23 protein-coding genes and 1 pseudogene are annotated in these 21,522 nt (G+C 65.2%); 10 read left to right on the plus strand and 14 right to left on the minus strand.

Annotated features, from left to right (window positions below; genetic code table 11):
• The 3 genes from hydA to H3V53_RS18005 are packed head-to-tail and all read left to right on the plus strand — an operon-like array spanning window position 1 to window position 2,622.
• Window positions 1–1,416, plus strand: coding sequence for a dihydropyrimidinase (gene hydA / locus H3V53_RS17995; RefSeq protein ID WP_336599110.1), 1,416 nt, complete (start codon window positions 1–3; stop codon window positions 1,414–1,416).
• 14 nt (window positions 1,417–1,430) lie between these two features.
• Window positions 1,431–2,183 (plus strand): aspartate/glutamate racemase family protein, encoded by a 753-nt coding sequence (locus H3V53_RS18000; protein ID WP_336599111.1) that lies wholly within the window; start codon window positions 1,431–1,433, stop codon window positions 2,181–2,183.
• Window positions 2,184–2,202: 19 nt separating this feature from the next.
• Window positions 2,203–2,622: a DUF3830 family protein gene (locus H3V53_RS18005; RefSeq protein ID WP_336599112.1), complete on the plus strand. Its 420-nt coding sequence runs from the start codon at window positions 2,203–2,205 to the stop codon at window positions 2,620–2,622.
• Between the two features lie 128 nt (window positions 2,623–2,750).
• Here H3V53_RS18005 and H3V53_RS18010 read toward each other — a convergent pair whose 3' ends face one another.
• The 3 genes from H3V53_RS18010 to H3V53_RS18020 all read right to left on the minus strand — a co-directional run bounded on the left by H3V53_RS18010 (window position 2,751) and on the right by H3V53_RS18020 (window position 4,636).
• Entirely contained in the window at window positions 2,751–3,086 is a 336-nt protein-coding gene (locus H3V53_RS18010; protein ID WP_336599113.1) for a DUF4148 domain-containing protein, read from the minus strand.
• Between the two features lie 178 nt (window positions 3,087–3,264).
• Window positions 3,265–4,251, minus strand: coding sequence for a zinc-dependent alcohol dehydrogenase family protein (locus H3V53_RS18015; protein WP_336599114.1), 987 nt, complete (start codon window positions 4,249–4,251; stop codon window positions 3,265–3,267).
• A gap of 64 nt (window positions 4,252–4,315) precedes the next feature.
• The gene (locus tag H3V53_RS18020) at window positions 4,316–4,636 is read right to left on the minus strand and encodes a hypothetical protein (RefSeq protein WP_054921385.1); all 321 of its coding nucleotides are present in this window, start codon (window positions 4,634–4,636) and stop codon (window positions 4,316–4,318) included.
• Window positions 4,637–5,025: 389 nt separating this feature from the next.
• Here H3V53_RS18020 and chrA point away from each other — a divergent pair, with 389 nt between their 5' ends.
• Complete coding sequence (chrA, locus tag H3V53_RS18025) at window positions 5,026–6,273, plus strand: chromate efflux transporter (RefSeq protein ID WP_336599115.1); 1,248 nt, start codon at window positions 5,026–5,028, stop codon at window positions 6,271–6,273.
• A 177-nt stretch (window positions 6,274–6,450) separates the two neighbouring features.
• Window positions 6,451–7,479 carry a LuxR C-terminal-related transcriptional regulator gene (locus tag H3V53_RS18030; RefSeq protein WP_336599116.1) on the plus strand — a complete coding sequence of 343 codons (1,029 nt, stop codon included), beginning with the start codon at window positions 6,451–6,453 and terminating at the stop codon, window positions 7,477–7,479.
• 166 nt (window positions 7,480–7,645) lie between these two features.
• Here the strand turns inward: H3V53_RS18030 and H3V53_RS18035 are convergent, their stop codons facing one another.
• Window positions 7,646–7,924 carry a DUF4148 domain-containing protein gene (locus H3V53_RS18035; RefSeq protein WP_054921394.1) on the minus strand — a complete coding sequence of 93 codons (279 nt, stop codon included), beginning with the start codon at window positions 7,922–7,924 and terminating at the stop codon, window positions 7,646–7,648.
• A gap of 344 nt (window positions 7,925–8,268) precedes the next feature.
• Entirely contained in the window at window positions 8,269–8,523 is a 255-nt protein-coding gene (locus H3V53_RS18040) for a hypothetical protein (protein WP_336599117.1), read from the minus strand.
• A gap of 278 nt (window positions 8,524–8,801) precedes the next feature.
• On the opposite strand from H3V53_RS18040, the gene H3V53_RS18045 reads away from it, so the two are divergent.
• Window positions 8,802–10,268, plus strand: a complete 1,467-nt coding sequence (locus H3V53_RS18045; RefSeq protein ID WP_336599118.1) for an HDOD domain-containing protein — start codon at window positions 8,802–8,804, stop codon at window positions 10,266–10,268.
• 40 nt (window positions 10,269–10,308) lie between these two features.
• On the opposite strand, the gene H3V53_RS18050 is transcribed toward H3V53_RS18045, so the two are convergent.
• Window positions 10,309–11,019, minus strand: coding sequence for an HAD family hydrolase (locus H3V53_RS18050; protein WP_336599119.1), 711 nt, complete (start codon window positions 11,017–11,019; stop codon window positions 10,309–10,311).
• 500 nt (window positions 11,020–11,519) lie between these two features.
• On the opposite strand from H3V53_RS18050, the gene H3V53_RS18055 reads away from it, so the two are divergent.
• Window positions 11,520–12,080, plus strand: coding sequence for a c-type cytochrome (locus H3V53_RS18055; RefSeq protein WP_336599120.1), 561 nt, complete (start codon window positions 11,520–11,522; stop codon window positions 12,078–12,080).
• A gap of 54 nt (window positions 12,081–12,134) precedes the next feature.
• Here H3V53_RS18055 and H3V53_RS18060 read toward each other — a convergent pair whose 3' ends face one another.
• Complete coding sequence (locus H3V53_RS18060; RefSeq protein WP_336599121.1) at window positions 12,135–13,070, minus strand: histone deacetylase family protein; 936 nt, start codon at window positions 13,068–13,070, stop codon at window positions 12,135–12,137.
• 163 nt (window positions 13,071–13,233) lie between these two features.
• The gene (locus tag H3V53_RS18065; RefSeq protein WP_336599122.1) at window positions 13,234–14,343 is read right to left on the minus strand and encodes an AraC family transcriptional regulator; all 1,110 of its coding nucleotides are present in this window, start codon (window positions 14,341–14,343) and stop codon (window positions 13,234–13,236) included.
• A 232-nt stretch (window positions 14,344–14,575) separates the two neighbouring features.
• Between H3V53_RS18065 and H3V53_RS18070 the strand changes: the two genes are divergently transcribed.
• Window positions 14,576–16,255, plus strand: a complete 1,680-nt coding sequence (locus tag H3V53_RS18070) for an AMP-binding protein (protein ID WP_336599123.1) — start codon at window positions 14,576–14,578, stop codon at window positions 16,253–16,255.
• A 9-nt stretch (window positions 16,256–16,264) separates the two neighbouring features.
• On the opposite strand, the gene H3V53_RS18075 is transcribed toward H3V53_RS18070, so the two are convergent.
• Window positions 16,265–17,374 carry a PAS domain-containing sensor histidine kinase gene (locus tag H3V53_RS18075; protein WP_336599124.1) on the minus strand — a complete coding sequence of 370 codons (1,110 nt, stop codon included), beginning with the start codon at window positions 17,372–17,374 and terminating at the stop codon, window positions 16,265–16,267.
• A 176-nt stretch (window positions 17,375–17,550) separates the two neighbouring features.
• On the opposite strand from H3V53_RS18075, the gene H3V53_RS18080 reads away from it, so the two are divergent.
• A complete protein-coding gene (locus tag H3V53_RS18080) occupies window positions 17,551–17,790 on the plus strand; it encodes a hypothetical protein (RefSeq protein WP_336599125.1) in 240 nt (79 codons plus the stop codon).
• 94 nt (window positions 17,791–17,884) lie between these two features.
• On the plus strand, window positions 17,885–18,202 hold the full coding sequence (locus tag H3V53_RS18085; protein WP_336599133.1) for a hypothetical protein: 318 nt from the start codon (window positions 17,885–17,887) through the stop codon (window positions 18,200–18,202).
• Window positions 18,203–18,234: 32 nt separating this feature from the next.
• Here the strand turns inward: H3V53_RS18085 and H3V53_RS18090 are convergent, their stop codons facing one another.
• The 5 genes and pseudogenes from H3V53_RS18090 to H3V53_RS18110 all read right to left on the minus strand — a co-directional run.
• Window positions 18,235–18,609: a DUF3564 domain-containing protein gene (locus H3V53_RS18090; protein WP_336599126.1), complete on the minus strand. Its 375-nt coding sequence runs from the start codon at window positions 18,607–18,609 to the stop codon at window positions 18,235–18,237.
• Window positions 18,610–18,785: 176 nt separating this feature from the next.
• A complete protein-coding gene (locus H3V53_RS18095) occupies window positions 18,786–19,568 on the minus strand; it encodes a helix-turn-helix domain-containing protein (RefSeq protein ID WP_336599127.1) in 783 nt (260 codons plus the stop codon).
• Between the two features lie 17 nt (window positions 19,569–19,585).
• Window positions 19,586–20,002, minus strand: coding sequence for a response regulator (locus tag H3V53_RS18100; RefSeq protein WP_336599128.1), 417 nt, complete (start codon window positions 20,000–20,002; stop codon window positions 19,586–19,588).
• Window positions 20,003–20,125: 123 nt separating this feature from the next.
• Window positions 20,126–20,773 carry a response regulator gene (locus H3V53_RS18105; protein ID WP_054921408.1) on the minus strand — a complete coding sequence of 216 codons (648 nt, stop codon included), beginning with the start codon at window positions 20,771–20,773 and terminating at the stop codon, window positions 20,126–20,128.
• 191 nt (window positions 20,774–20,964) lie between these two features.
• Window positions 20,965–21,522, minus strand: a pseudogene (locus H3V53_RS18110) (PAS domain-containing protein); the annotation flags it as partial.

The raw sequence follows: 21,522 nt of genomic DNA on the forward strand, positions 1-21,522 counted from the left end.
ATGACAACCGTGTACGACCTCGTGATTCGCAATGCCGACGTGGTGACTGCGTCGGAGCGCTTCAACTGCGATATTGGCGTGAAGGACGGCATCGTCGTCGCGCTGGGCCGCGATCTTGGCGCAGGCAGGCGCGAGATCGACGCCACCGGCCTGCTGACATTGCCCGGCGGTATCGACGCGCACTGTCATCTCGATCAGCCCATGCCTGACGGACTGAAAATGGCGGACGACTTTCTGAGCGGCACGCGCGCCGCGGCGTGCGGCGGCACCACGACGGTGATCCCGTTCGCCGCACAGGCGAAAGGGCAATCGCTCAAGGCCGCCGTGGCCGACTACCACCGCCGCGCCGATGGCCGCGCCGTCACTGACTACGCCTTTCACCTGATCGTGTCCGATCCCACGCCCGAAGTGCTTGAACGCGAACTGCCGGAACTGATCGCATCTGGCTATACATCGTTCAAGATCTACATGACATACGACGATCTCAAGCTCAGCGACCGCGAGATCCTCGAAGTGATGGATGTTGCGCGCCGCAACCAGGCGCTGGTCATGGTGCATGCCGAGAATTCGGACTGCATCGCATGGCTGACCGACAAGCTCACGGAAGCCGGAAACTACGCGCCAAAGTATCATGCGCTTTCGCGTCCGGCCGTGGTTGAGCGCGAGGCGACGCACCGCGCGATTGCCTTTTCCGAACTCGTCGATGTGCCGATCCTGATCGTTCATGTGTCTGGCCAGGATGCGATCGAACAGATCGAATGGGCACAGCAGCGCGGCCTCAACATCTACGCCGAGACCTGCCCGCAGTATCTTTACCTCACGGCCGAAGATCTCGGCCAGGAGGACGGCTATCACGGCGCCAAATGCGTGTGCAGTCCGCCGCCGCGCGACTCATCCAGCCAGCGGGCCGTATGGAGCGCATTGAAGCGTGGCGTATTCAGTGTGTTCTCGTCGGACCATGCGCCGTTCTCATTCGATGATCCGCAGGGCAAGAAGCCCGACGGTAAAGAGGTCTCGTTTGAGCACATCCCGAACGGTATCCCTGGCATCGAGACTCGACTGGCGTTGTTGTTCGATGGCGTGAGCCGCGGCAAGCTGTCGTTGCACAAGTTTGTCGAACTGACGTCCCTGAATCCCGCAAAGCTGTACGGCCTTTATCCGCGCAAGGGGACGATCGCGATCGGTGCCGACGCCGATATCGTGCTGTGGGACCCGCTCGCGCACGTCGCCATCGCGAACGACGCGTTACACCACAACGTCGACTACACGCCTTACGAAGGTCGAACCGTGCAGGGGTGGCCGAAGCACTGTCTGTCACGCGGACAACTGCTGGTCGAGAGCGGGCGCTATCTCGAGCCGGAAGCGGGCCGGGGCCGTTTTCTCGCGGCTGGCAAGCCGCAGTACGTCGACCTCTGAAATCGGAGTGCAGCATGAAGATCCTGGTCATCAACCCCAACATCTCCGAAAGTGTCTCGGCGCTGATTCAGGCGGAGGCGCAGCGCAGTGCTTCGCCTGGCACCGAGATCGCGGTCGCGACCGCGCCGTTCGGTGTTGCATACATCGAGACACGCTTCGAAGCGCTGGTCGGCGCGTACGCGTCTGCTTGCGTGGCGGCCGAACGTCATGGCACCTATGATGGTGTCGTGGTCGCAGCGTTCGGCGACCCGGGCCTGCAGGGCATCAAGGAATTGATCGACGTGCCGGTAGTGGGGCTGACCGAGTCCGCACTCATGACAGCGGCGACGCTCGGGCAGCGCTTTTCGATCGTCGCGATTTCGCCGCGAATCAAGGCGTGGTACGGCGAAACTGTCGAACGCAACCATCTGGCGAGCCGGCTGGCGAGCATCCGCGCGCTCGACGAACCGCTGCGCGATATCGGGAGTGTGCAGCACGATTACGCTTCGAGACTGAAGGCGCTGTGCAACCAGGTGGTCGACGATGACGGCGCCGACGTGATCATCATTGCCGGCGCGCCGCTCGCCGGGCTCGCACGTGAAATCCGTCATGAATTGCCGGTGCCCGTCGTCGATGGCGTGTCGAGTGCGATTACGCAGCTCGAGGGCCTGATCCGGCTCGCTCCGAAGAAGGCGGTGAAGGGCAGCTTTTCGCGGCCGCCGATCAAGCCGAATCGGGGCCTGCCCGAACCGCTTGAACGGCTGCTGAGCCATGGTGGGACGTGCTGATCCAACCTGGAGAGACAACATGAAAAAGATTCTCGTAGAAGCCGGTCCCTTCCGCTTTGTCGGACAGCTCCAAGAACAGAAGGCACCGCGCACCTGCGAACGCTTTCTCGAACTGCTGCCATTCAAAAACAAGGTCATTCATTCTCGCTGGAGCGGCGAAGCCGTGTGGATTCCGCTGGGTGACTTCGATACGGGGCTGACTTTCGAAAATCACACGAGCCACGCGTCTCGTGGCGATATTCTTCTTTATCCGGGGGGCTTCAGCGAGACGGAGTTTTTGTTCGTCTACGGAAGCTCCATTTTCGCGAGCAAAATGGGCCAGCTGGCCGGCAATCACTTCTTCACCTTGACGGAAGGCCACGAGCATCTGGAAGCATTCGGCAAACTCGTTCTATGGGAAGGCGCGCAAGACATCACGTTTTCGTTGTTGGGCACGTAGCGCTGGCGGCGTCAGGCAATGCGCATCCGCGCAGTGCCGCTATCGAGCGGCTGTTTCACCTGACCGGGCGAACGACGCACGGTTGCTGCGCGCCTCGTCCGAGGAACGACGTGGCGATTCCGGGCTATTCAGCCGGGCGGTAAGGGCTGGCATTCGGTTTTGAACCAATGGTCGACGAGGCGTTGCGCGGCGTGCAGATCCTCCGGGAAGTTCGGGTCGTCGTTCCATGGTGACGGGTTGTAGCCCGCTTTTCTCAGGGCTGAAAGCTCGCTTTGTTGCTGCGCCCTCGTCCTGGGCGCATCGCTTCTGATCGCGGCCAGGTCGCGGCATTCTGTTGGGCTCAGATGGGGTCCGCTCTGGGCTCCACTTTGCGGCCCGGTTTGCGGCACGCCGGAGGCTGCACATCCCGTCAGCATGAGCGCCAACGCAGCAAGCTTCGAGCGGTTTCTCAGGAGGTTTTCCATAGCGCATCTCCATGCGTCCGATTGGCGCAAAGCAAGCGGCGCGATGCCGCCCGTCGCGCGTGACTTCCACTTCCATTTTGCCTGAGTTCCGTCACCGGAAGAGCGCACGATACGCAGAGAAGTGAGTCGGGCGCTGGCGCTTCGAGGTACGCGAGTCGATCAGCAACGTTATTCAGACTTAACCCACCATCAACACGGCGGCGCCCGATACGCGCCCGCTGCGCAAATCGTCGAGTGCGCGGTTCGCTTCGGCAAGCGGATAACACGTCACCTCGATGTCGAGCTGCATCTCGCCGGCAATCTTCATGAACGCTTCGCCATCGGCTCGCGTGAGATTCGCCACCGACACGACACGCCGCTCGCCCCACAAGAACGCATAAGGAAACGCGGGAATGTCGCTCATGTGAATGCCGCCGCACACCACGACGCCGCCCTTGACGACAGCCTGCAGCGCAGCCGGCACGAGCGCGCCGACGGGCGCGAAGATCAGCGCCGCATCGAGCGGCGCGGGCGGCGCTTCGTCGCTGCCGCCCGCCCATGTCGCGCCGAGTTTGCGCGCGAACTGCTGCGCGATGTCGTCGCCGGGACGTGTGAATGCGTACACCTCGCGGCCCTGGTGTCGCGCGACCTGCGCGACGATGTGCGCGGCCGCGCCGAAGCCGTAGATGCCGACGCGCCGCGCGTCGCCCGCCATGCTCAGCGTGCGATAGCCGATCAGCCCCGCACAGAGCAGCGGCGCGGCCCGCGCGTCGTCGTAGCGCTCGGGCAGATGCAGGCAGTAGCGATGATCCGCGATGACCTGCTGCGCGTAGCCGCCGTCGAGCGTGTAGCCTGTGAAGCCCGGCGCATCGCACAGGTTTTCGCGCCCGCTGGCGCAGTAGGGGCAGACGCCGCACGTCTTGCCAAGCCACGGCACGCCAACGCGCTCGCCAGGCGCAAACCCCCGCACGTCCGCGCCGCACGCGACAACGCGGCCCACGATCTCGTGTCCCGGAATCACAGGACGTTTCGGCTCGTCCAGTTCGCCATCGACGACATGCAGATCGGTCCGGCATACGCCGCACGCGAGCACGTCGATCAGCAGTTCGCCCGCTCCCGGCAGGCGCTCGGGCAACTCGCGCTCGGCGAGGGTGAGACTCGATCCGTCGAAAACCATGGCGCGCATGTCCGCTGCTCCTCGTGCGGCATTCGATGTCGCCGCGTCGATGTCGTCCGCAATGTGCAACGCGTCAGCCGCGCGCGGACGCAGGTTTGTCGGCCGTCAGCCGTTTCTCCTGTTCCTGCGATTCGTGCGATTGCGGCGTGGCGGCAGCAATCGACGCGAGCCACGGCTGCCACGCTGCGCGCATCCACATCGACCACATCGAAACGATCGACATCGGCGAGGTCAGCGCGAACAGACCGGGTTGCAGGAACCAGCGCGCGGCGGCTTCGACGGAAGGCACGGCCGTGATATGGATCGCGACGCTTTCCGCATTCCGGTCGGGCAACATGCGGCGCGTGATTTCCACGTCGACGGTGGGCAGATGGGCGATGACTTTCGTCTCCATGCTCGGCCTCGCAAAGAAGGTTGATGCGGCGGGCGCAACGGCATGCGCGCGCGGCAAGGGGCGCAGCAACGGGAACGTGTGCCGCGTCAATCCGATTCTATTGCGAAGCAACGGCGAAAGCATGGCGTCGCTCGGCGCAGATCGGCGGGCGTGATGTATTCGTATTCCGCGCGACACTGTCCCGCGCGGCGTGTCACGGCGGTGACGCCTGCAAGTCTTCCCGGCGACACGGGCACCGGCGTCGCCGCCGGTTTCAGGCCAATCGCCCCTGCGCGGCGTGTTGTTCATACGCGTGCGTCGCCGCCACACGCGGCGCGATGGATTGCGTTAGAGTGATGCGCCCGGCACCCAGGCCATCGGCATGATCCGCTCGTCCGTCGACACTCTCCATGCAAACTGAAAGCACGCCGCGTCCCGAAACGCGCGCAGGCACGGCATTCGAAGTGCTGTGCACATTTCTCTGGTTGGGCTGTACGTGCTTCGGCGGGCCGATTGCGCACATCGGCTACTTTCGCCGCGAGTTCGTCGAACGCCGTCGCTGGCTCGACGACGCCGCATTCAGCGACCTGTTCGCGCTGTGCCAGTTTCTGCCCGGCCCGGCGAGCAGCCAGGTCGGCTTTTCGATTGGCTTGCTGCGTGCGGGCTGGCGCGGCGGGGCGGCGGCGTGGCTCGGCTTCACGCTGCCGTCGGCGCTGCTGATGGCCGGCTGCGCGAGCATCGCCGGCCGCCTGGACGACACGCTGGGCCAAGGGCTGGTGCATGGCCTGAAACTGGTTGCCGTGGCGATCGTTGCGCAAGCGATCTGGGACATGGCGCGCCGCCTGTGTGCGGACGGCCCGCGCGCCGCCATCGCGCTCGCGGCGCTGGCGGTGCTGAGCGTGCTGGACAGCGCGTACGCGCAGCTCGTTGTAATCGGCGGCGGCGCGCTGCTTGGGCTCGCGTTCTGCCGCAACGCCGCTGCATCCGAAGCCAGCGCGCCGCCCGATGCCCGCGCGGGGTCATCGCGGGCCGCGCTGCCGCGCATCGCGAGCGTCGTCGCGCTCGTCGCGTTCGTGCTCCTGCTCGCGGGGCTGCCCGCGCTGGAAGCGCTGTTTCCTTCGGCGTGGGCCTTGCGGCTGTTCGACGTGTTCTATCGCTCGGGCGCGCTGGTGTTCGGCGGCGGCCACGTGGTGTTGCCGTTGTTGCAGCAGGCGACCGTCGCCAAAGGCTGGATCTCGGCCAACGACTTTCTCGCGGGCTACGGCGCGGCGCAGGCCGTGCCGGGGCCGCTGTTCACGTTCGCGTCATATCTGGGCTGGAGCATGAGCCCGCCGTCGCGCCATGTGCTCGGTGCAGTGTGGGCAACAGCTGGCATTTTTCTTCCCGGCCTGTTGCTCGTGATCGCCGTGCTGCCGCACTGGCAGACGCTGCGCGCGCGGCCTCGCGTCGCGGCGCTGCTGGCGGGCGCGAACGCCGCTGTCGTCGGCCTGCTGGCGAGCGCGTTCCATACACCCGTCTGGACCAGCGCCGTGCGCTCCGCGGCCGATTTCGCCGTTGCCGTCGTCGCGCTGGTGCTGCTCACGCGCTGGCGCGTGCGTCCGCTGCTGGTTGTGCTGATGTGCGCGGCGGCAGGCATCGCGCAGGCGCTCGTGCGATGACGGGGGTCCCCTCCGCACGCTGCGCCGCGCCAGCCGCAACACGCCGTGCGCCGGGTCGGCTATAACGTTTCATGCGCACCGTCAGGTCGCGTCGCGGCAGGCTCCGTTTCGACTGAGCGGGCCAGACGGACGTCGGCGCGCCGCACACTGTCAGCCAACTGCAAGGAGCAGACACGTATGCTGATCCTGTTCGTCGCTCCCGCAGGGCTCTTTCGCGATGGCGTCGCGCGTCTGCTTGCGGAACTCGGCGAGCGTGTCGACGTGCGGTGCGCCGATTACGCGTCGAACGTGTTCGAGAGCGAACAGGCGGCCGATCTGGTCGTGCTCGACGGTGACTGTCTGCCCGATGCGCTGAGCGTCGCGACGGCATCGCAGCGCGTCGCGTCGGGCCTGCCCGTGCTCGTGCTGCTGACAGCCGTCGATCCGCAGACTGTCGAGCATTTCGTCGCGGCGGGCGTGGCAGGGCATCTCGGCAAGTCCGAATCGGCCGGGGCGCTGCTCGATGCGCTGCGTGTTGTGCTCGCGGACAGCCGCTATCCTGCGTCGGCGCCGCTGCCTGTAGCGCTTTCGCACGGGCCGCCTGCAACCGATGCGCCCGCATCCAGGCTTCCCGCCGACACGAAGGCGCATGTGCTGACACCGCGCCAGATCCAGGTGCTCGCGCTGGCCGCGCGCGGCGAAACCAACAAGTCGATCGCGAAGCAGCTGAACATCACGGAAGGCACCGTGAAAGTGCATCTGTACACGGTCTACAAGGCGTTGAAGGTGGGTAGCCGCGGGCAGGCGAGCGTCGCCGCGGCGCGTCTCGCGCAGGTCGGCGATGTGCAGTTGCATCACGCGCTGGACGGCCGTCTCTCGGTCGGCAAGCTGCTCGCTTTCACGATGCCCACGCGCTACAAGGCGGGCGAAGTGCTGTTCCACAAGAACGATCCGAGCGACGCGCTGTATTACATCGTGCGCGGCACGGTCGGTTTGCTGGAGATCGATATCGAAGTCGGGCAGGGCACGATACTGGGCGAGATCGGGCTCTTTTCGCCGGACCATCGGCGCACCTGCACCGCGCGCTGCCTCAGCGACTGCGAACTGCTGATGGTGTCGGCGACGGATGCCATGCGTCTCTACTATCAAGACCCGGAGTTCGCCACCTATCTGATTCACCTGATCACGCGCCGACTCGAAGCAGACAAGTTGCGCTCGCAAAACTAGCTTCGTTTGCAGCGTTTTATTGACATGCGCACGATCAGCCGCGCGCGGTGCGCCATCCGCGATGGCGTGCGGGCTTCACGATAAGGCCGCCATGGCGCGCGGCCTTTTTCGGATGCATCGGACGCGGCGCTCGCGCGAGTCGCTGGGCGAGCACCGGGCGAGTGCGTCAGTTGCCGCCCTTGAACAGTTCCTGCAAACGTGCGGCCTCGCCGTCCTGTTGCGAGTGCACGAGATCCTGGTAGACCTGGGCGCGCGTCTTGCCATGGGACATGGTTGCGCCGCCGCCCGACATCGAGACGGACGACATGCCGGGCCCTTCGGAATTGATCACCGTTTCGGGCGTCGCTGCGGACGACACGTTGGTGGTGGTATTGGATTCTTGCGCATAGGCTTGCCACGCCGACAAGCAGAGTACGCCGCCACAGAGGATGAGCACCGTCTTCATTTGAAGTCTCCTTACGAAAATCGCGGCGCACTGTCCGATTGCGCCGAAACGGAACGACAGCGCGCGCCGTGTTCGATCGGAGCGGGCCGGCGCGTAGACCTGGGACGTGAGCAACCATCAGAATCTGTGGGCGTACAGGATTGACTTTGTTGACACGTGAATCGCGGTGCTCGCCGCAAGAGTGAGTGCCGCGTGAATCCAGTATGTATTTGGCATGCGCCGCGGCCTATATGACTTTGGTGATACGGTCAGACGCTCGGTTGAAATCGTCGAGCCGCCCGACGGGCCGCATGGAGTCGTACGCAGCCGTATGTAGCCGTACGCAATGCGCTATTGCGCTGCCGTCAAGCCCCTTCGACCAGCACGACGCGGTGACGCGAGCCGGGCAGACGCTGCTGCGCGACTACCGATACCGTCTGCCGCCCGCGCCCGTTCATGCAGTTTTTGCCGAAGACGCCGCGCAGCCTTCGCACAAAGTGCGCCTTTTTACCGATCATCTGATCCCAGGTCTTCTCCGCGCTGCAGGGCGACACGCGCTTTGCGCCGTATCGACAGTTCGTCGTCGAGCGCGCGTCGTAGGCGGGCGGCGCGCGGCTCAAGTTGTCCGCATCGGCGCCGTTAATGGAGAGGCGGGAGACGTATCGCGCGCGTGCGGCCAAGATGCGCGCGATGCGCGACGATCGACGTTGCGTTTCACATTCTGTCGCCGGAACGCGACATCGAAAGACTTTGAAATGATCTGCAAGAGCCCGGCAGACGGGCGGATTGCCGTCGGCAGACGACGGGCGGGAACCATGACGGACGACGGCTTGTGTTTTAATCACGGATACCGCTGTTGTATCGCCTTTCCACGAATCCGTTTTTAAACCACCCCCAGATGTCCCTCGTCGTCAAACCAGAACTGCTCGAAAAACTGTGGTCGCGCATGAGCGAGCGCGGGGATTTCCCGCTGCTTTCGCAGGCATTGCGCTCCACGGTGTCGGCGATGAACAACGACGACCTCGACTTCACGTCGCTCGTGCAGGTGGTGCTGTCGGATGTCGGTCTCACGCAGAAGGTGTTGCGGCTCGCCAATTCGGCGATGTACGTCGCGTTCGGCGGTAACATCACTACCGTCACGCGCGCGCTGATGGTGCTCGGCATGGATACCGTCGGGCATCTCGTGGTCGGCATGAAGATCGTCGATCACTTTCATCAGAGCGCGCCGCATCGCATCGACGCCAAGCTCGAACTGAACCGCGCGCTGCTGAGCGGCACCGTCGCGCGGCGCATCACGGAAGGCACGGAACTGCGCGCAGCGGAAGAAGCCGTGGTCTGCACGCTGATGCGCCAGATCGGCAGACTGCTGGTCGCGTTCTATCTGGAAAGCGAATGGGACCGGCTGCGCCGCACGGCGAGCGTCGATGACATCAGCGACAACCAAGCGTGCGCGCTGCTGCTGGGCGTGAGTTTCGAGGAGATCGGCATCGAGGCGGCGCGTCGCTGGCGTTTGCCCGAAACGATCGCGGCGGGCATGCAGGAAATCGGCGCGGAATCGGATGAGCCGGCGTCGGAGCATGTGCGATGGCTGCGCGCCGTCAACAGCTATTCGACGGAAGTGGCCAATGTGCTCGCCACGCAGGAACCGGGCGACGAACTGGAAGCGCTGCTTGCCGAACTCGCCGTACGCTACAGCGATGCGCTCAGGATCGACGCGGCGCGGCTCGACGCGCGCAACGCTGCATTGATCGACGAAGAAAGCAGCGAAGGCCTGATGCACGAGATTTCCGAACTGCGCGCGCACGCCGATGCCATTGTGCGTACGGGCAAATCGGCGCAGGCGCGCCTGGGCGCGGGTCTCGAAGACTTGCGGACGCTGCCGTCGAACAAGGCGATTGCGCCCGTGTTGACGCTCGCATCGGAAGCGATTCTGGCGGGACTGTCGCTGTCTCGCACGCTGGTGTTCGTGCGCCAGGGCGACGCGCGCTACCACGCGCGCATCGGCTTCGGCCCCGATATGGAGCGCATGCTGCCCACGCTGAATTTCGGCGCGGGCTTTCAACCGGACGTATTCCATCTCGCGATCGCGAACCCGGTCGGCATCTTCATCGAAAACGCGCACGAGCCGCGCATGGAGGCGCGCCTGCCGGACTGGTTCAAGGCGCATCTCGCCGACGCGCAGGCGTTCGTGTTGCTGCCCGTCAAGGCCAACGAAACGACCGTCGCGCTCGTGTACGGCGACTGGACGGAAGCGGAGCGCGTGCACAAGATCACGCAGCCCGAGATGGCGATTCTCAACGAGCTGACGCGCGAGTTGAGCCGCTTCTTTTTCGGCGCGAATCTCGAAGCAGCCGAGATGCTTTGACGTGACGGGGCGTGACCCGCGCGCCTCGATGCGTCGTCCTCTAGTCCCGTATTCCCGCGCCCTGGCTTCGGCGTTGCCAGCCCGTCAGCAGTGCGGGCAACGCCGCCATGTCCTCGAACACGTCCGCGACGCCGACGGCGCGCAGCGCTTGTTTCGGGCTGTGGCCTTTTTCGCCGGGGCTGTAGCCGAACACCGTTGCGCCTGCCGCGCGGCCTGCCGTCGCGCCCGTTACCGTGTCCTCGATCACCGCGCAGCGCGACGGCTCGACGCCCAGACCCGCGGCTGCCGCGAGATACACGTCGGGATGCGGCTTGTTGCGCGGCGTTTCGTGGCCGCTGAAGATGCGCCCTTCGAAGTACTCGAGCACGCCGATTTTCGCGAGTTGCAGCCGCACCTTGACGCGATCGGCACCCGACGCAACGGCGATCCCGCCATCCAGTTGCGCGTGCAACGCAGCCACCGTCGCGACGATGCCGTCGATGGCCGTAACGTCGCGTTCGAGTGCGGCGTTGCGGCGCTCGCGGAAGATGTCGAGCCACGCCGGCGTAATCCTGAAGCCGGTTTTCGCTTCGATGAGCGGCGCCTCGTCCATCACCGTCTTGCCGACGAAAATCTTCATCGCTTCATCGACGCTGAGTTGCCAGCCCAGTTCGCCGAGCATGGCCGCGAGGACGGTGTTGGTGATGGTTTCCGAATCGACGAGCACGCCGTCGCAATCGAATAGCACGGCGGCGAAGGGAAAAGCAGACATCGCGGTCCTTTGGGATTCGGTAAAAACCGCATAGGGTAGCGCGAAGCGCGGCTGTCTGCTGAAGGCGGTCCTGGCGGCGTATTCCCACGCAATCCTCATACAAGCATCGGCGCGATATTGCTTCGTCGCGAGGCGCCATTTTGGTGCCCTTCGTCTGGCAAATCCGCATGGCGTCGCCTACGCTTGGTTGATCCGGCCCACGGATGTCGGCGAGATGCGGCGCTTTCGCGCCTCTGGCCTGCTCCGGCGAAGTTCTCAGCGGTTTTCAATCATCCAACGCTCGTCGTTTTGAAAGACGTGTGCGCTCGCGCTTGCGCTGGCGCTCGCTATCCCGGTCAACAACTAACGCAGGAGACGCGCATGGTCGCACCTCGCGGTGTCTTGCCGGATTCGGCTCGCCGGACGGCATGCGCGGCGTCATGAAGGCATCTCGATGACGCTGCGCGACATCGCCGTGGTGTGCACCGCGCCCGTCGCGCGTGGTTGCGCACGCGTGGCGGGTGTGGTTGTGCGCGACGCTCGTGTGGTTGCCCGCGCAAGCACGCGCCGACGCGCAGGCAGGAAAGCTCAAGGCGCAAGCATGCGTGGCCTGTCATGGGCCGATGGGTAATTCAACCGATCCTCAATATCCCGTTCTCGCCGGACAGACAGCGCGCTATCTGTCTCTTCAGCTGAAGGACTTCAAGGACGGGCGACGCCGCGACCCGCGCATGTCACCCGCCGCCGCCAAGCTGTCGAACGCGGACATAAAAGATCTCGCCGATTATTTCGCCGCGCAAAAGGCCGTACCCGTTGCGTCCAATGCAAATGACGCCGCCGTCGAAGCCGGTCACATGAAATCGGATTCCGAGCGCTGCACGGCGTGTCACGCCGCCAACTTCGCGGGGCAGAACGAAACGCCGCGCATCGCGGGGCAGCACGATCAGTACATCGTCAAGCAGTTGCGGGACTTTCGTTCCCACACGCGCACCAACGATGGCGGCAACATGGGCAGCGTGGTGCGCAATCTCACCGACGACGACATTCGTAACATTGCCAGTTACATATCGACGCTGCAGTAGCGCAGCGTCAGTGACGCTGCGCTGCAATCCAGCTGCGTGCGCGAAAGATCGCGCTCACAGCCCCATCAACGCACGCACGTGCGCGCGCGTGCCGCCTGCCAGGCCGTCCATGCTGTACCCACCTTCGAGGATCGACACGATACGTCCGCCGCAGGTCTGATCGGCGATGCTCACGAGTTCGCGCGTGATCCAGTGGAAGTCGTCATCGTCGAGGCGTAGCGCGGCGAGGGGATCGAGCTTGTGCGCGTCGAAGCCCGCGGAGATGATCAGCAGCTCGGGATCGAATGCGCGCACGGCGGGCAGCATGTCGGCCTCGATGCGCGCGCGAAACAGCGTGGAGTCGCAACCCGGCGGCAGCGGCACGTTGACGATGTTGTGGCTCACGCCCGTTTCGGCCGCGGCGCCCGTGCCGGGATAGAGCGGCGATTGATGGCTCGACGCATAGAACAGTTCGCGCCGGTGATAGAACGCGGCCTGCGTGCCGTTGCCGTGATGCACGTCGAAGTCGACCACGGCGACGCGTTCCAGCTTGTGGATTTCATACGCGTAGGCGGCCGCGATCGCCGCCTGATTGAAGATGCAAAAACCCATCGCGCGCGAAGGCTCCGCGTGATGTCCGCACGGACGCGTCGCGCAGAACACGTTGCGCGCGTCGTCGCCGAGCACGGCATCGACGCCCGCGCAGGCCGCGCCGACGCAGCGCATCACGGCTTCCCACGAACCCGGCGACATGACGGTGTCGCCGCCATCGAGCGGCATGTAGCCGTGCTTCGGCGCAATCTCCGCCACTTCGTCGATGAAATCCTGGCTGTGCACGAGTTGCACCTGTTCGAGCGTGCCCATCGGCGCGTCGCGCCATTCGAGCCCGGCGAACTCGGGCGAGCGCAACGCCTGCAGCACGGTCTTCAGCCGCTCCGGCGACTCGGGATGATGCGGGCCCGGCTGATGATCCAGACACGCAGCGTGGGTGTAGACGAGAGTGGCAGACATAGGGCGCTGATGCGCGCGCGAGCGGGCATCGTCTCCTTCGCGTGGATGTTTTCAGGTTGGCGGCAACGCGCATCGCATGCGGTGCCCGATCAGGCGTCAAGTGTAAAGTCCGCGCTTTTGCCGGGAACAATCAAACAAACTTTGGCACGCTATAGCCATTCGTTTATGGACGCGCGACACCGCGCTCGCGCCGCACCTGGTTCGGCGTCTTGCCCGTCCAGCGCTTGAACGCGTGACGAAAGCTCACGGCGTCGCTGAAGCCGAGCGTCAGCGCAATGTCTTCGATCGCGAGCGTCGTCGTGCTCAGGTAGTCGATGGCGAGCGCCTTGCGCACGCCCGTCAGCAGCTCGCTGTACGACGCGCCTTCCGCTTCGAGCTTGCGGCGCAGCGTGCGCGACGTCATGCACAGGCTTTCGGCGATCTGCTCGATATCGGGGAATTTGCCGGGCGAGCGCGTGAGTTCCTGATAGACGCGCCGCGTGATGCCCGCCTGCCAGCGGAACTGTTCGAGCAGCTGCGCGCACTGCGTCGAGACCTGCGCGGCCGTGATGGGATTGGCGAGTTGCGGCGCGCGCGACAGCCACGCAGCGGGGTAGCTCAACAGGTTTTGCGGCTGATCGAAGGCAAGCGGGCATTCCAGCGCGTCAGCGAGCCTGTCCGCATGCGGCGGCTGCGGCTGCGTGAACATCGCGCGCGCGGGCACGCACCACGCGCCCATGACGTCCTTGATGACGGTGACGTGCACGGCGAATTGCAGATCGATCAGAAAGCGATAGAACGTCTCGTCGATGTCGGGCAGCCGCACGTCCGCACGATTCGGGAAGACCCACGTGGCGGCGTCGTCGGCCTCCATCCAGCGGATATCGAGCGTGCCGTTGGCGAGCTGATGATATTTGACAGCGGTGTCGAACGTGCGCGCCAGCGCTTCCGAGCACAGCAACGCGTAGCCGTACATGCCATAGCTCGACGCATGCAGACGGCAGCCCACCCGCACGCCGAGGTCCGGTTGCCGACAGAGCCGCACGGCATTGCGCGCCGCCGTCAGAAACTGAAGCGACGAAGTCAGCGTGAATGGATTGGCGACGGCTTCGGCGTCGAGTTCAGTGCCCGCGAGCACGGCGTCGGCGTCGAGGCCGACTTCCGCCGCGACGTCGAGCAACGCGACCAGCTTGGACGGCGTGAAGCGCTTCTCGCGCAAGCCGATGGCGGGCGACGCGTGGGTCAGCCGCTCGCCGTGCCCGGAGGTGGACGACGTGGGCGAGCGTTGCTGCATGACGGGTCCTGTGTCCGAAACGATACCGGTTGTGTGTCCCGAATTGTCGCCCCGGACAGCGGCGCCCGCTACAGGGTTGTCCCTTAGCGCGCACGGTTCTGCCGCGCTGGGCACGCTCCCGCGCGCGGCGAAAGCCGGCGTTTGTCCGTTGCGATCACCAATTCGGCCGCGTCGATCATTTGCAACCCACCGGTCGTGCGCGATAGTGCCCGCAGAACGATCAGGAGACAGCATGAACGCCAGCCAGACCCACGACAGCCTTTCCGCACAACGTTCGACCGGCCGCAGACATTGGGTCGCATCGTATGGCCCGATTCCCGCCGAGATCGACGCCGACCGCTATCCGTGCGTCAATGCGCTGCTGCAAGACGCGATGCGCCGGTTCGCCGCGAAGCCCGCGTTTCGCGCGTTCGGCCAGACGTTGACTTACGCCGACATCGACCGGCTTTCGTCAGCGTTCGCCGCATACCTGCAAAGGGTGGCGGGTGTCGGCAAGGGCGATCGCGTGGCCGTGATGTTGCCGAACCTGCTTGCGTTTCCCATCGCGTTCATTGCAATCGTCAAGCTCGGCGCGGTTCAGGTGAACGTGAATCCCTTCTATACCGCGCGCGAACTCGCGCATCAGCTCAACGATGCCGGCGTCGAAACGATCGTCGTGTACGACGGCTCGACGCGCACGCTGGCCGACGCAATCGGTCAGACGCGCATCCGGACGGTCGTCACGGCGGGCGCGGGCGACGGCGGCGGCACGGTGGTTCCGGGCCCCGCGCCAGACACGTCGCTGAGCGGCGCCACCGCGCTGCGCGACGCGCTCGCGCAAGGCGCGGCGCTGGCGCTCGACCCTGCCGACGTGAGCGGCGACGATCTGCTTTTCCTGCAATACACGGGCGGCACGACGGGGCTGTCGAAGGGCGCGGCGCTGTCGCATCGCAACCTCGTCGCGAACATCGAGCAGTTCAAGGCATTCATGCCCGATGCGATGCAACCCGGCGAAGAAGTGGTCGTCACGGCGATCCCGCTTTATCACATCTTCGCGCTCACGGTGAATTTCCTCGTGTACTTCTCGGTGGGCGCGGAAAACTGGCTCGTGGCGAATCCGCGCGAGTGCGACGCGTTCATCGACGTGCTGAAGGCCGCGCGGCCCACCATCTTCGTCGGCGTCAATACGCTGTATGCGGCGCTCGGTTCGCATCCGCGCGTGGGCGAGGTCGACTGGTCGCGGCTCAAATTGTCCGCGGGCGGCGGGGCGGCGATGATCGACGTCATCTCGGCGCGCTGGAAGTCCGTGACGGGCAGCTTCATCCGCGAAGGTTACGGGCTGTCGGAAACGTCGCCTGTGGTGTCGTTCAACCCGCAGTTCGTCGACGGCTTTTCGGGCAATACGGGCCTGCCCGTGCCGTCTACCGACGTCAAGCTGCTCGACGACGATAACCGCGAAGTGGGCATCGGCGAGGCGGGCGAGATCTGCGTGAAAGGCCCGCAGGTGATGCGCGGCTACTGGCAGCAGCCGGAAGCGAACGCGCGCGCGTTCACGGCCGACGGCTACTTCCGCACCGGCGACGTGGGCGTGTTCGACGACAAGGGCTTCCTGAAGATCGTCGACCGCAAGAAGGACATGGTGATCGTCTCCGGCTTCAACGTGTATCCGAACGAAGTCGAAGCCGTCGCGACGGCGCTCGCGGGCGTTGCCGAATGCGCGTGCGTCGGCGTGCCGGACGAGCGCACGGGCGAGGCGGTGAAGCTCTTTGTCGTCGCCGCGCCGGACGCCGAACTCTCTGAGCAAACGCTGATCGCACACTGCCGCGCGAGCATGGCCGCTTACAAGGTGCCGAAGATCGTGCGCTTCGTCGACGCGCTGCCCAAGTCGACCGTCGGCAAGATTCTTCGTCGCGAGCTTCGTCACGTCGAATGACGTGGCCTGTCATTGCGCCGCGGAGGCGGGCAGCCGGATCGAGATGCAAAAGCCGGCGCCCGGCGCGCTGACGAACGACACGGCGCCCTGCAACTGCCTGACGCGCTCGCGGATGCCGAGCAGCCCGAACGACGTCTTGCCAGGCGGCTGCTCGAGCGCCGCGCCCAAGCCGTTGTCCTCGATTTCCAGCGACAAAAAATCGCCCGCGCGCGCGAGCTCGATGCGCACCAGTGTCGCCTTCGCGTGACGCGCGACGTTGGTCAGCGCTTCCTGCACGATCCGGAACAGCGTGGTCGATGCGAACTCGTTGAACTGCGGCGTGCCTGCCTCGATGTGCACCGTCGCATCGACGTCGTAGCGCTTCGTGAAGTCTTCCGCGAGCCATTCGAGCGCGGCCGTCAGGCCCAGATCGTCGAGCAGCGGCGGGCGCAGGTCGGCGGCGATGCGGCGCAGCGACGTCGCCATCGCGTCGATCTCCGTCTTGAGCGCGTTGGTCTGCGGCACCAGATGCGCCGTCTCCGCCTTGCCCGCGAGTGTTGCTTCCATCAGCGCGACGCTCATTTTCAGCGCGGTCAATTGCTGGCCGAGGTCGTCGTGCAGTTCGCGCGCAATGCGCTTCTGCTCGTTTTCCCGCGTGATCTGCACCTGCGCCGATACTTCGCTGGCACGTTCGAGTTCGGCAAGGCGCCTGCGGTCGGTCATGTCGCGGGTGACTTTGGCGAAGCCGATCAGCGTGCCGCCCGCATCGCGGACGGCGGAAATGATGACGTTGGCCCAGAAGCGCGTGCCGTCGCGCCGCACCCGCCAGCCTTCGTCTTCGACGCGCCCTTCGGCGGTCGCGATTTTCAGCTCGCGCGCGGGTTTGCCCGCGGCGATATCGGCTGGCGTGTAGAACGTCGCAAAATGACGGCCGATGATTTCGTCGTGCGAATAGCCCTTGATGCGCTGTGCACCCGAATTCCAGCTCGACACGTTACCGGCGGGATCGAGCATGAAAATCGCGTAGTCGGTGACTGCCTCGATCAGCAGCACATAGCGGTCTTCGAGCGGCACGTCCGGGACGGACGCCGCTCTCGCCGCTGTGCCGCGAGGGGAAGGCTTGTGGTTCGGCGTTGTCATCGCGGCTCCGGGCATGAGTCAGTCGATGCTGCGCAGTCGAAGCTGAGTTATAACAGGTCGCTTCTCCTTGCACCAGCTTGCGTCCGCCGCCCCGCGCGTTGACCTGAATCAAGCGAGGGTCCGCGCGGACGGCTACGCTGACAGGACGGATTCGCGCATCGAATGGAGAACGCACAATGGCACTGACGGGCAAAGTCGGCGAAGCAGGCTGGACGGTAAGCGTCAAAACGGCGCGCGCCGACGGCGGCGGTTTTTGCGCCGACGTCCGTGTCAGTCACGAGACGGGCGGCTGCACGTTCACCCATGCGTTCAGAAGCCACGTGCCATGCGCGGCGGAGCGCGACGCGTTGCTCGAAGGGCTGCGCGAAGGCATGGTCTGGATCGAGCTGAAGCGCTCGCGAACGATCCGGGTGTAGCCGCACGGAGGAGCTGCACGGAGTAGCCGCTGGGTGTAGCCAATCCGCGCGCAGCGTGGCGGCACGATCGGACACGCCATCACGGGAGGCGATGATGGGCATCGGCATGCAGATTGTCTATCTCGGCTGCAGCGCGACAGCGCAGCTAGAAGCCGAAGCGGTCGCGCAACTGCTGCGTCTGCAGCGGTTCGGCGCGCTGCTGTCGAACTTTCATCTCGCTATCGAGGCCCTGCGTCTGCGCTCCGGAACGCCGCTCTACGACGTGCGCCTCGATCTCGTCACGCAGACGAACGAGTTGCAGCCCATCGGCCGCTATGCCGCGGAGAATGCAGAAGAGGCTGTCCGCTGCGCATTCGATGCCGCGGAAAAAACCTTGCGGAACGCGGCGCGAAGCCCTGTGCGGCAGCGATAGCGGCCGCACATCGGCGTGTGGCGACGCGAAGGCTAGGCGATTTCGTCGTCGGCGAATACGCCATGCTCGGGAACGCCATCGCTGTCGTCGATCCACTGCACATGCCACTGCCCGACGACGGGCGCGCGGTCCGCATGCGGATACCACACCGCGACGCCCGATTCGCCTTCGAACGGGCCGTCGGCCGGCAGCAGATCGAGACCGGACAATTCGCAGCAAACGCGCCCGTCCGCGCCGCCCACGACGCGCGTACAGCCTTTCGAGAGCACCAGCGCGCCCCATGCGGGCAGATCGATTCCCGCGTGCCCCTCGCGCGACCATTTGCGCGCATCGCGGTCGAGCCAAAGAATGGCGTACACGGATGCCTCGGGGCATTCGAACGTATCGAGGTGAAGAGTGACTCTCATGATGGGCGCTCCGACGTAGATCACGCTTTCAATCTACCGGTTGGCAGCCGGCGAAATTTGAGGCATGTCAAGGCGCTTTGCCGTGCGCGTGCGGCAAAGCCGCGCACCCGTCACTCACCACACGACGCCGGCCATCGCGCGCGGCTTGCGGGCCGCCCATGACGCGACGCGTGCCGCTACACGCGCGCGAGGGCGTCGGGATCGACGATGCGGATGGTCTTGCCGTTCGCGTGCACGAGCCGCTCGCGCTGGAACTTCGAGAACATGCGGCTCACGGTTTCGAGCTTCATGCCGAGATAGCAGCCGATTTCCTCGCGCGTCATGCGCAGATGAAATTCAGCGGCGGAAAAGCCGCGCGCCTTGAAGCGCCGCGACAGGCCCAGCAGGAACGTCGCCACCCGCTGCTCGGCTGTCATCGTGCCGAGCAGCATCATCTGGCGCGACTCGCGCACGATTTCGCTGCCCATCATCTGATAGATGTAATGCTGCAGCGGCTTGATCTCGCGGCACATCGCCTCGAGCTGCGCGAACGGAATGATGCACACGACGCTGTCCTCCAGCGCGATCGCATCGCCGTTGTGCTGGCCCGTGCCGATGCCGTCGAGCCCGAGCGCCTCGCCCGGAATCTGGAAGCCCGTCACGTGCTCGCGTCCGTCGCGATGCATGACCATCGTCTTGAATGATCCGGCGCGCACGGCGTAGATGCTCTGGAACGCGTCGCCCGCGCGATACAGCGCGTCGCCGCGCCTGACCGAGCGAGTCGAGCAGATCAGCGAATCGAGCTTCTTCAGGTCGTCCGCGCTCAGCTCGGGCGGCATGCAGAACGCGCGCATCGCGCAGGCCGAACAGCGCGGCGAGCGCTGCGTCGGCGGCTCGCGTCGGACGGCGGGCTGAATCGGTACGACAGTCGCGGCGCGCGCGATCGGATGGTCGGATGCGAGAGCGGTGGCGGCATGCATGATCGGCTCCTGAAGCGTCACGGGGGCGTGCTGGTCGATCGCGCCTCGCGAAGGCGAGCGAAGTGTGCGATCGCGCGGCAGGCCGCATCGAATTCGGATGTCTTGTCGAAGAAAAGCTCGGCGCCTGCTGCGTTGCAGGCGTCGCGGAAGGCGCGCGCGGTGTGATTGGTCAGCACGATCTTGACGACGGACGGATGCGCGCGTGACAGCGCGTCGATCAGTCCGAGGCTGTTGCCGTCGGCGAGACGCAAGTCCAGCACGACGATGTCCGCACCCGATCCGACGATGCCTTCGAGCGCCGCGTCGCCGTCCTCGGCCTCGCCTGCGATGTCGACGCCCGGTATCGCATCGAGCAGACGGGCGAGGCGCCGTCTCACTTCGACAGCGGCGTCGACGAGGTAGACCTTCGCGGCGGTTGACACGGCGGTATCCATGTCCGCGAGTATCGGCCGATCTATCTCAAAATTGTATCGGCGATGCTTGAAGTCAGGCCAGGAATAGAGGTAACGACTATAGGAATATTCCTACCCTTGGCCGCATCTGGGTTCAGCAAGCCGCTAGATGCCGTCTTCGTCGTCGATCAGCTTGTGCCGCACGGCGTAGCGCACGAGACCGTTTTCGTTGGGCATCTGCATTTTTTCGAGGATGCGGGTCTTGTGCGTGCTGATCGTCTTGACGCTCACGCAGAGCTCGTGCGCGATTTCAGTGATGCTCTGGCCCGCGACGATGCGCCGGAACACGTCGAACTCGCGGTCCGACAGCCGTTGGTGCGGCAGTGCTTCGGCGGGTTCGTTCAGATGCTGGGCGAGGCGCTCGGCCATCGCGAGGCTCACGTAGACGCCGCCCGCCGCGATCTTCGTCACGGCGCCAACCAGTTCGGCGCTCGCGCTTTCCTTGGTCATGTAGCCGGATGCGCCCGCCTTGAACGCACGCACCGCGTATTGCTGCTCGGCATGCATGGTCAGCACGAGAATGCGCAGCGCGGGCGTTTCTTCCTTGATCTGCCTGATCAGATCGATGCCGTTGCGCCCGGGCATCGACAGGTCGAGCACCAGCACCTGCGCGTCGGTGGAGCGCGTGAGCGCGATCGTCGACGCGCTGTCGCACGCTTCGCCCGCCACCTCGAACCCGCTCGCGGATTGCAGGATGTGGCGCAGCCCGTCGCGCACGAGCGTGTGGTCGTCGGCGAGCAATACCTTGATCATGGATGCGTGTGCTCCTGTTGCACAGCCTGTAACGAAAACGTCACGTTCAGCGCAAAGCCGTTGTTTTCCGCCGTATCGATCTGCGCTGCGCCGCCCAGCCTGTGCGCCCGCTCGCGCACGCCGATCAGCCCGGACGACTGGCCGTCCCCTTCGTGCGCACCTGGGTGGCGTCGGGCGCCACGCCCATTATCCGCGATGCGGGTTTTTTCTTCTTCGCGCACGCTTTGCAGATTGGCGGAGAGCCGCCGCAATTCCTCCCGCGACTGCTCGAGCGCGGCTTCCGCCTTCACTCGCGCGGTGACGTCGCGCAGCATGACGGTGTAGAGCTTGCCGGACGACTCGCGCGTCTGCGAGATCGACGCTTCGAGCGCAAACTCCTCGCCGTTCGCGCGCAGCCCGCATAGCACCGGCTGCGGCCCCATCTGCCGCTGGGAGACGTCCGTCACGCCGAACTGCGCGACGTGCTGCGCATGCGCGTCGCGAAACCGCGGCGGAATGAAACGCGCGAGCGGCATGCCGAGTGCCTGCGCCGCCGTCACGCCGAAAATGCGCTCCGCAGCGGGATTAAAGACGACGATGTTGTGCGCTTCGTCGATCGTGATGGTCGCTTCCATCGACGAGCGGATGATGCCTGGCATCCGCGCTTCGTCGGCAGTGCTGCCGCCGCCGCCAAGGCGCGCGACCGCTTTGCGACGCTGGGCGCGCAGATCCACACGGGTGACTTCATCGACGATATGCCGTTCAGCGGC

Origin of the sequence: Paraburkholderia bengalensis (genome assembly GCF_037126505.1) — a bacterium.
GTDB lineage: Bacteria > Pseudomonadota > Gammaproteobacteria > Burkholderiales > Burkholderiaceae > Paraburkholderia > Paraburkholderia bengalensis.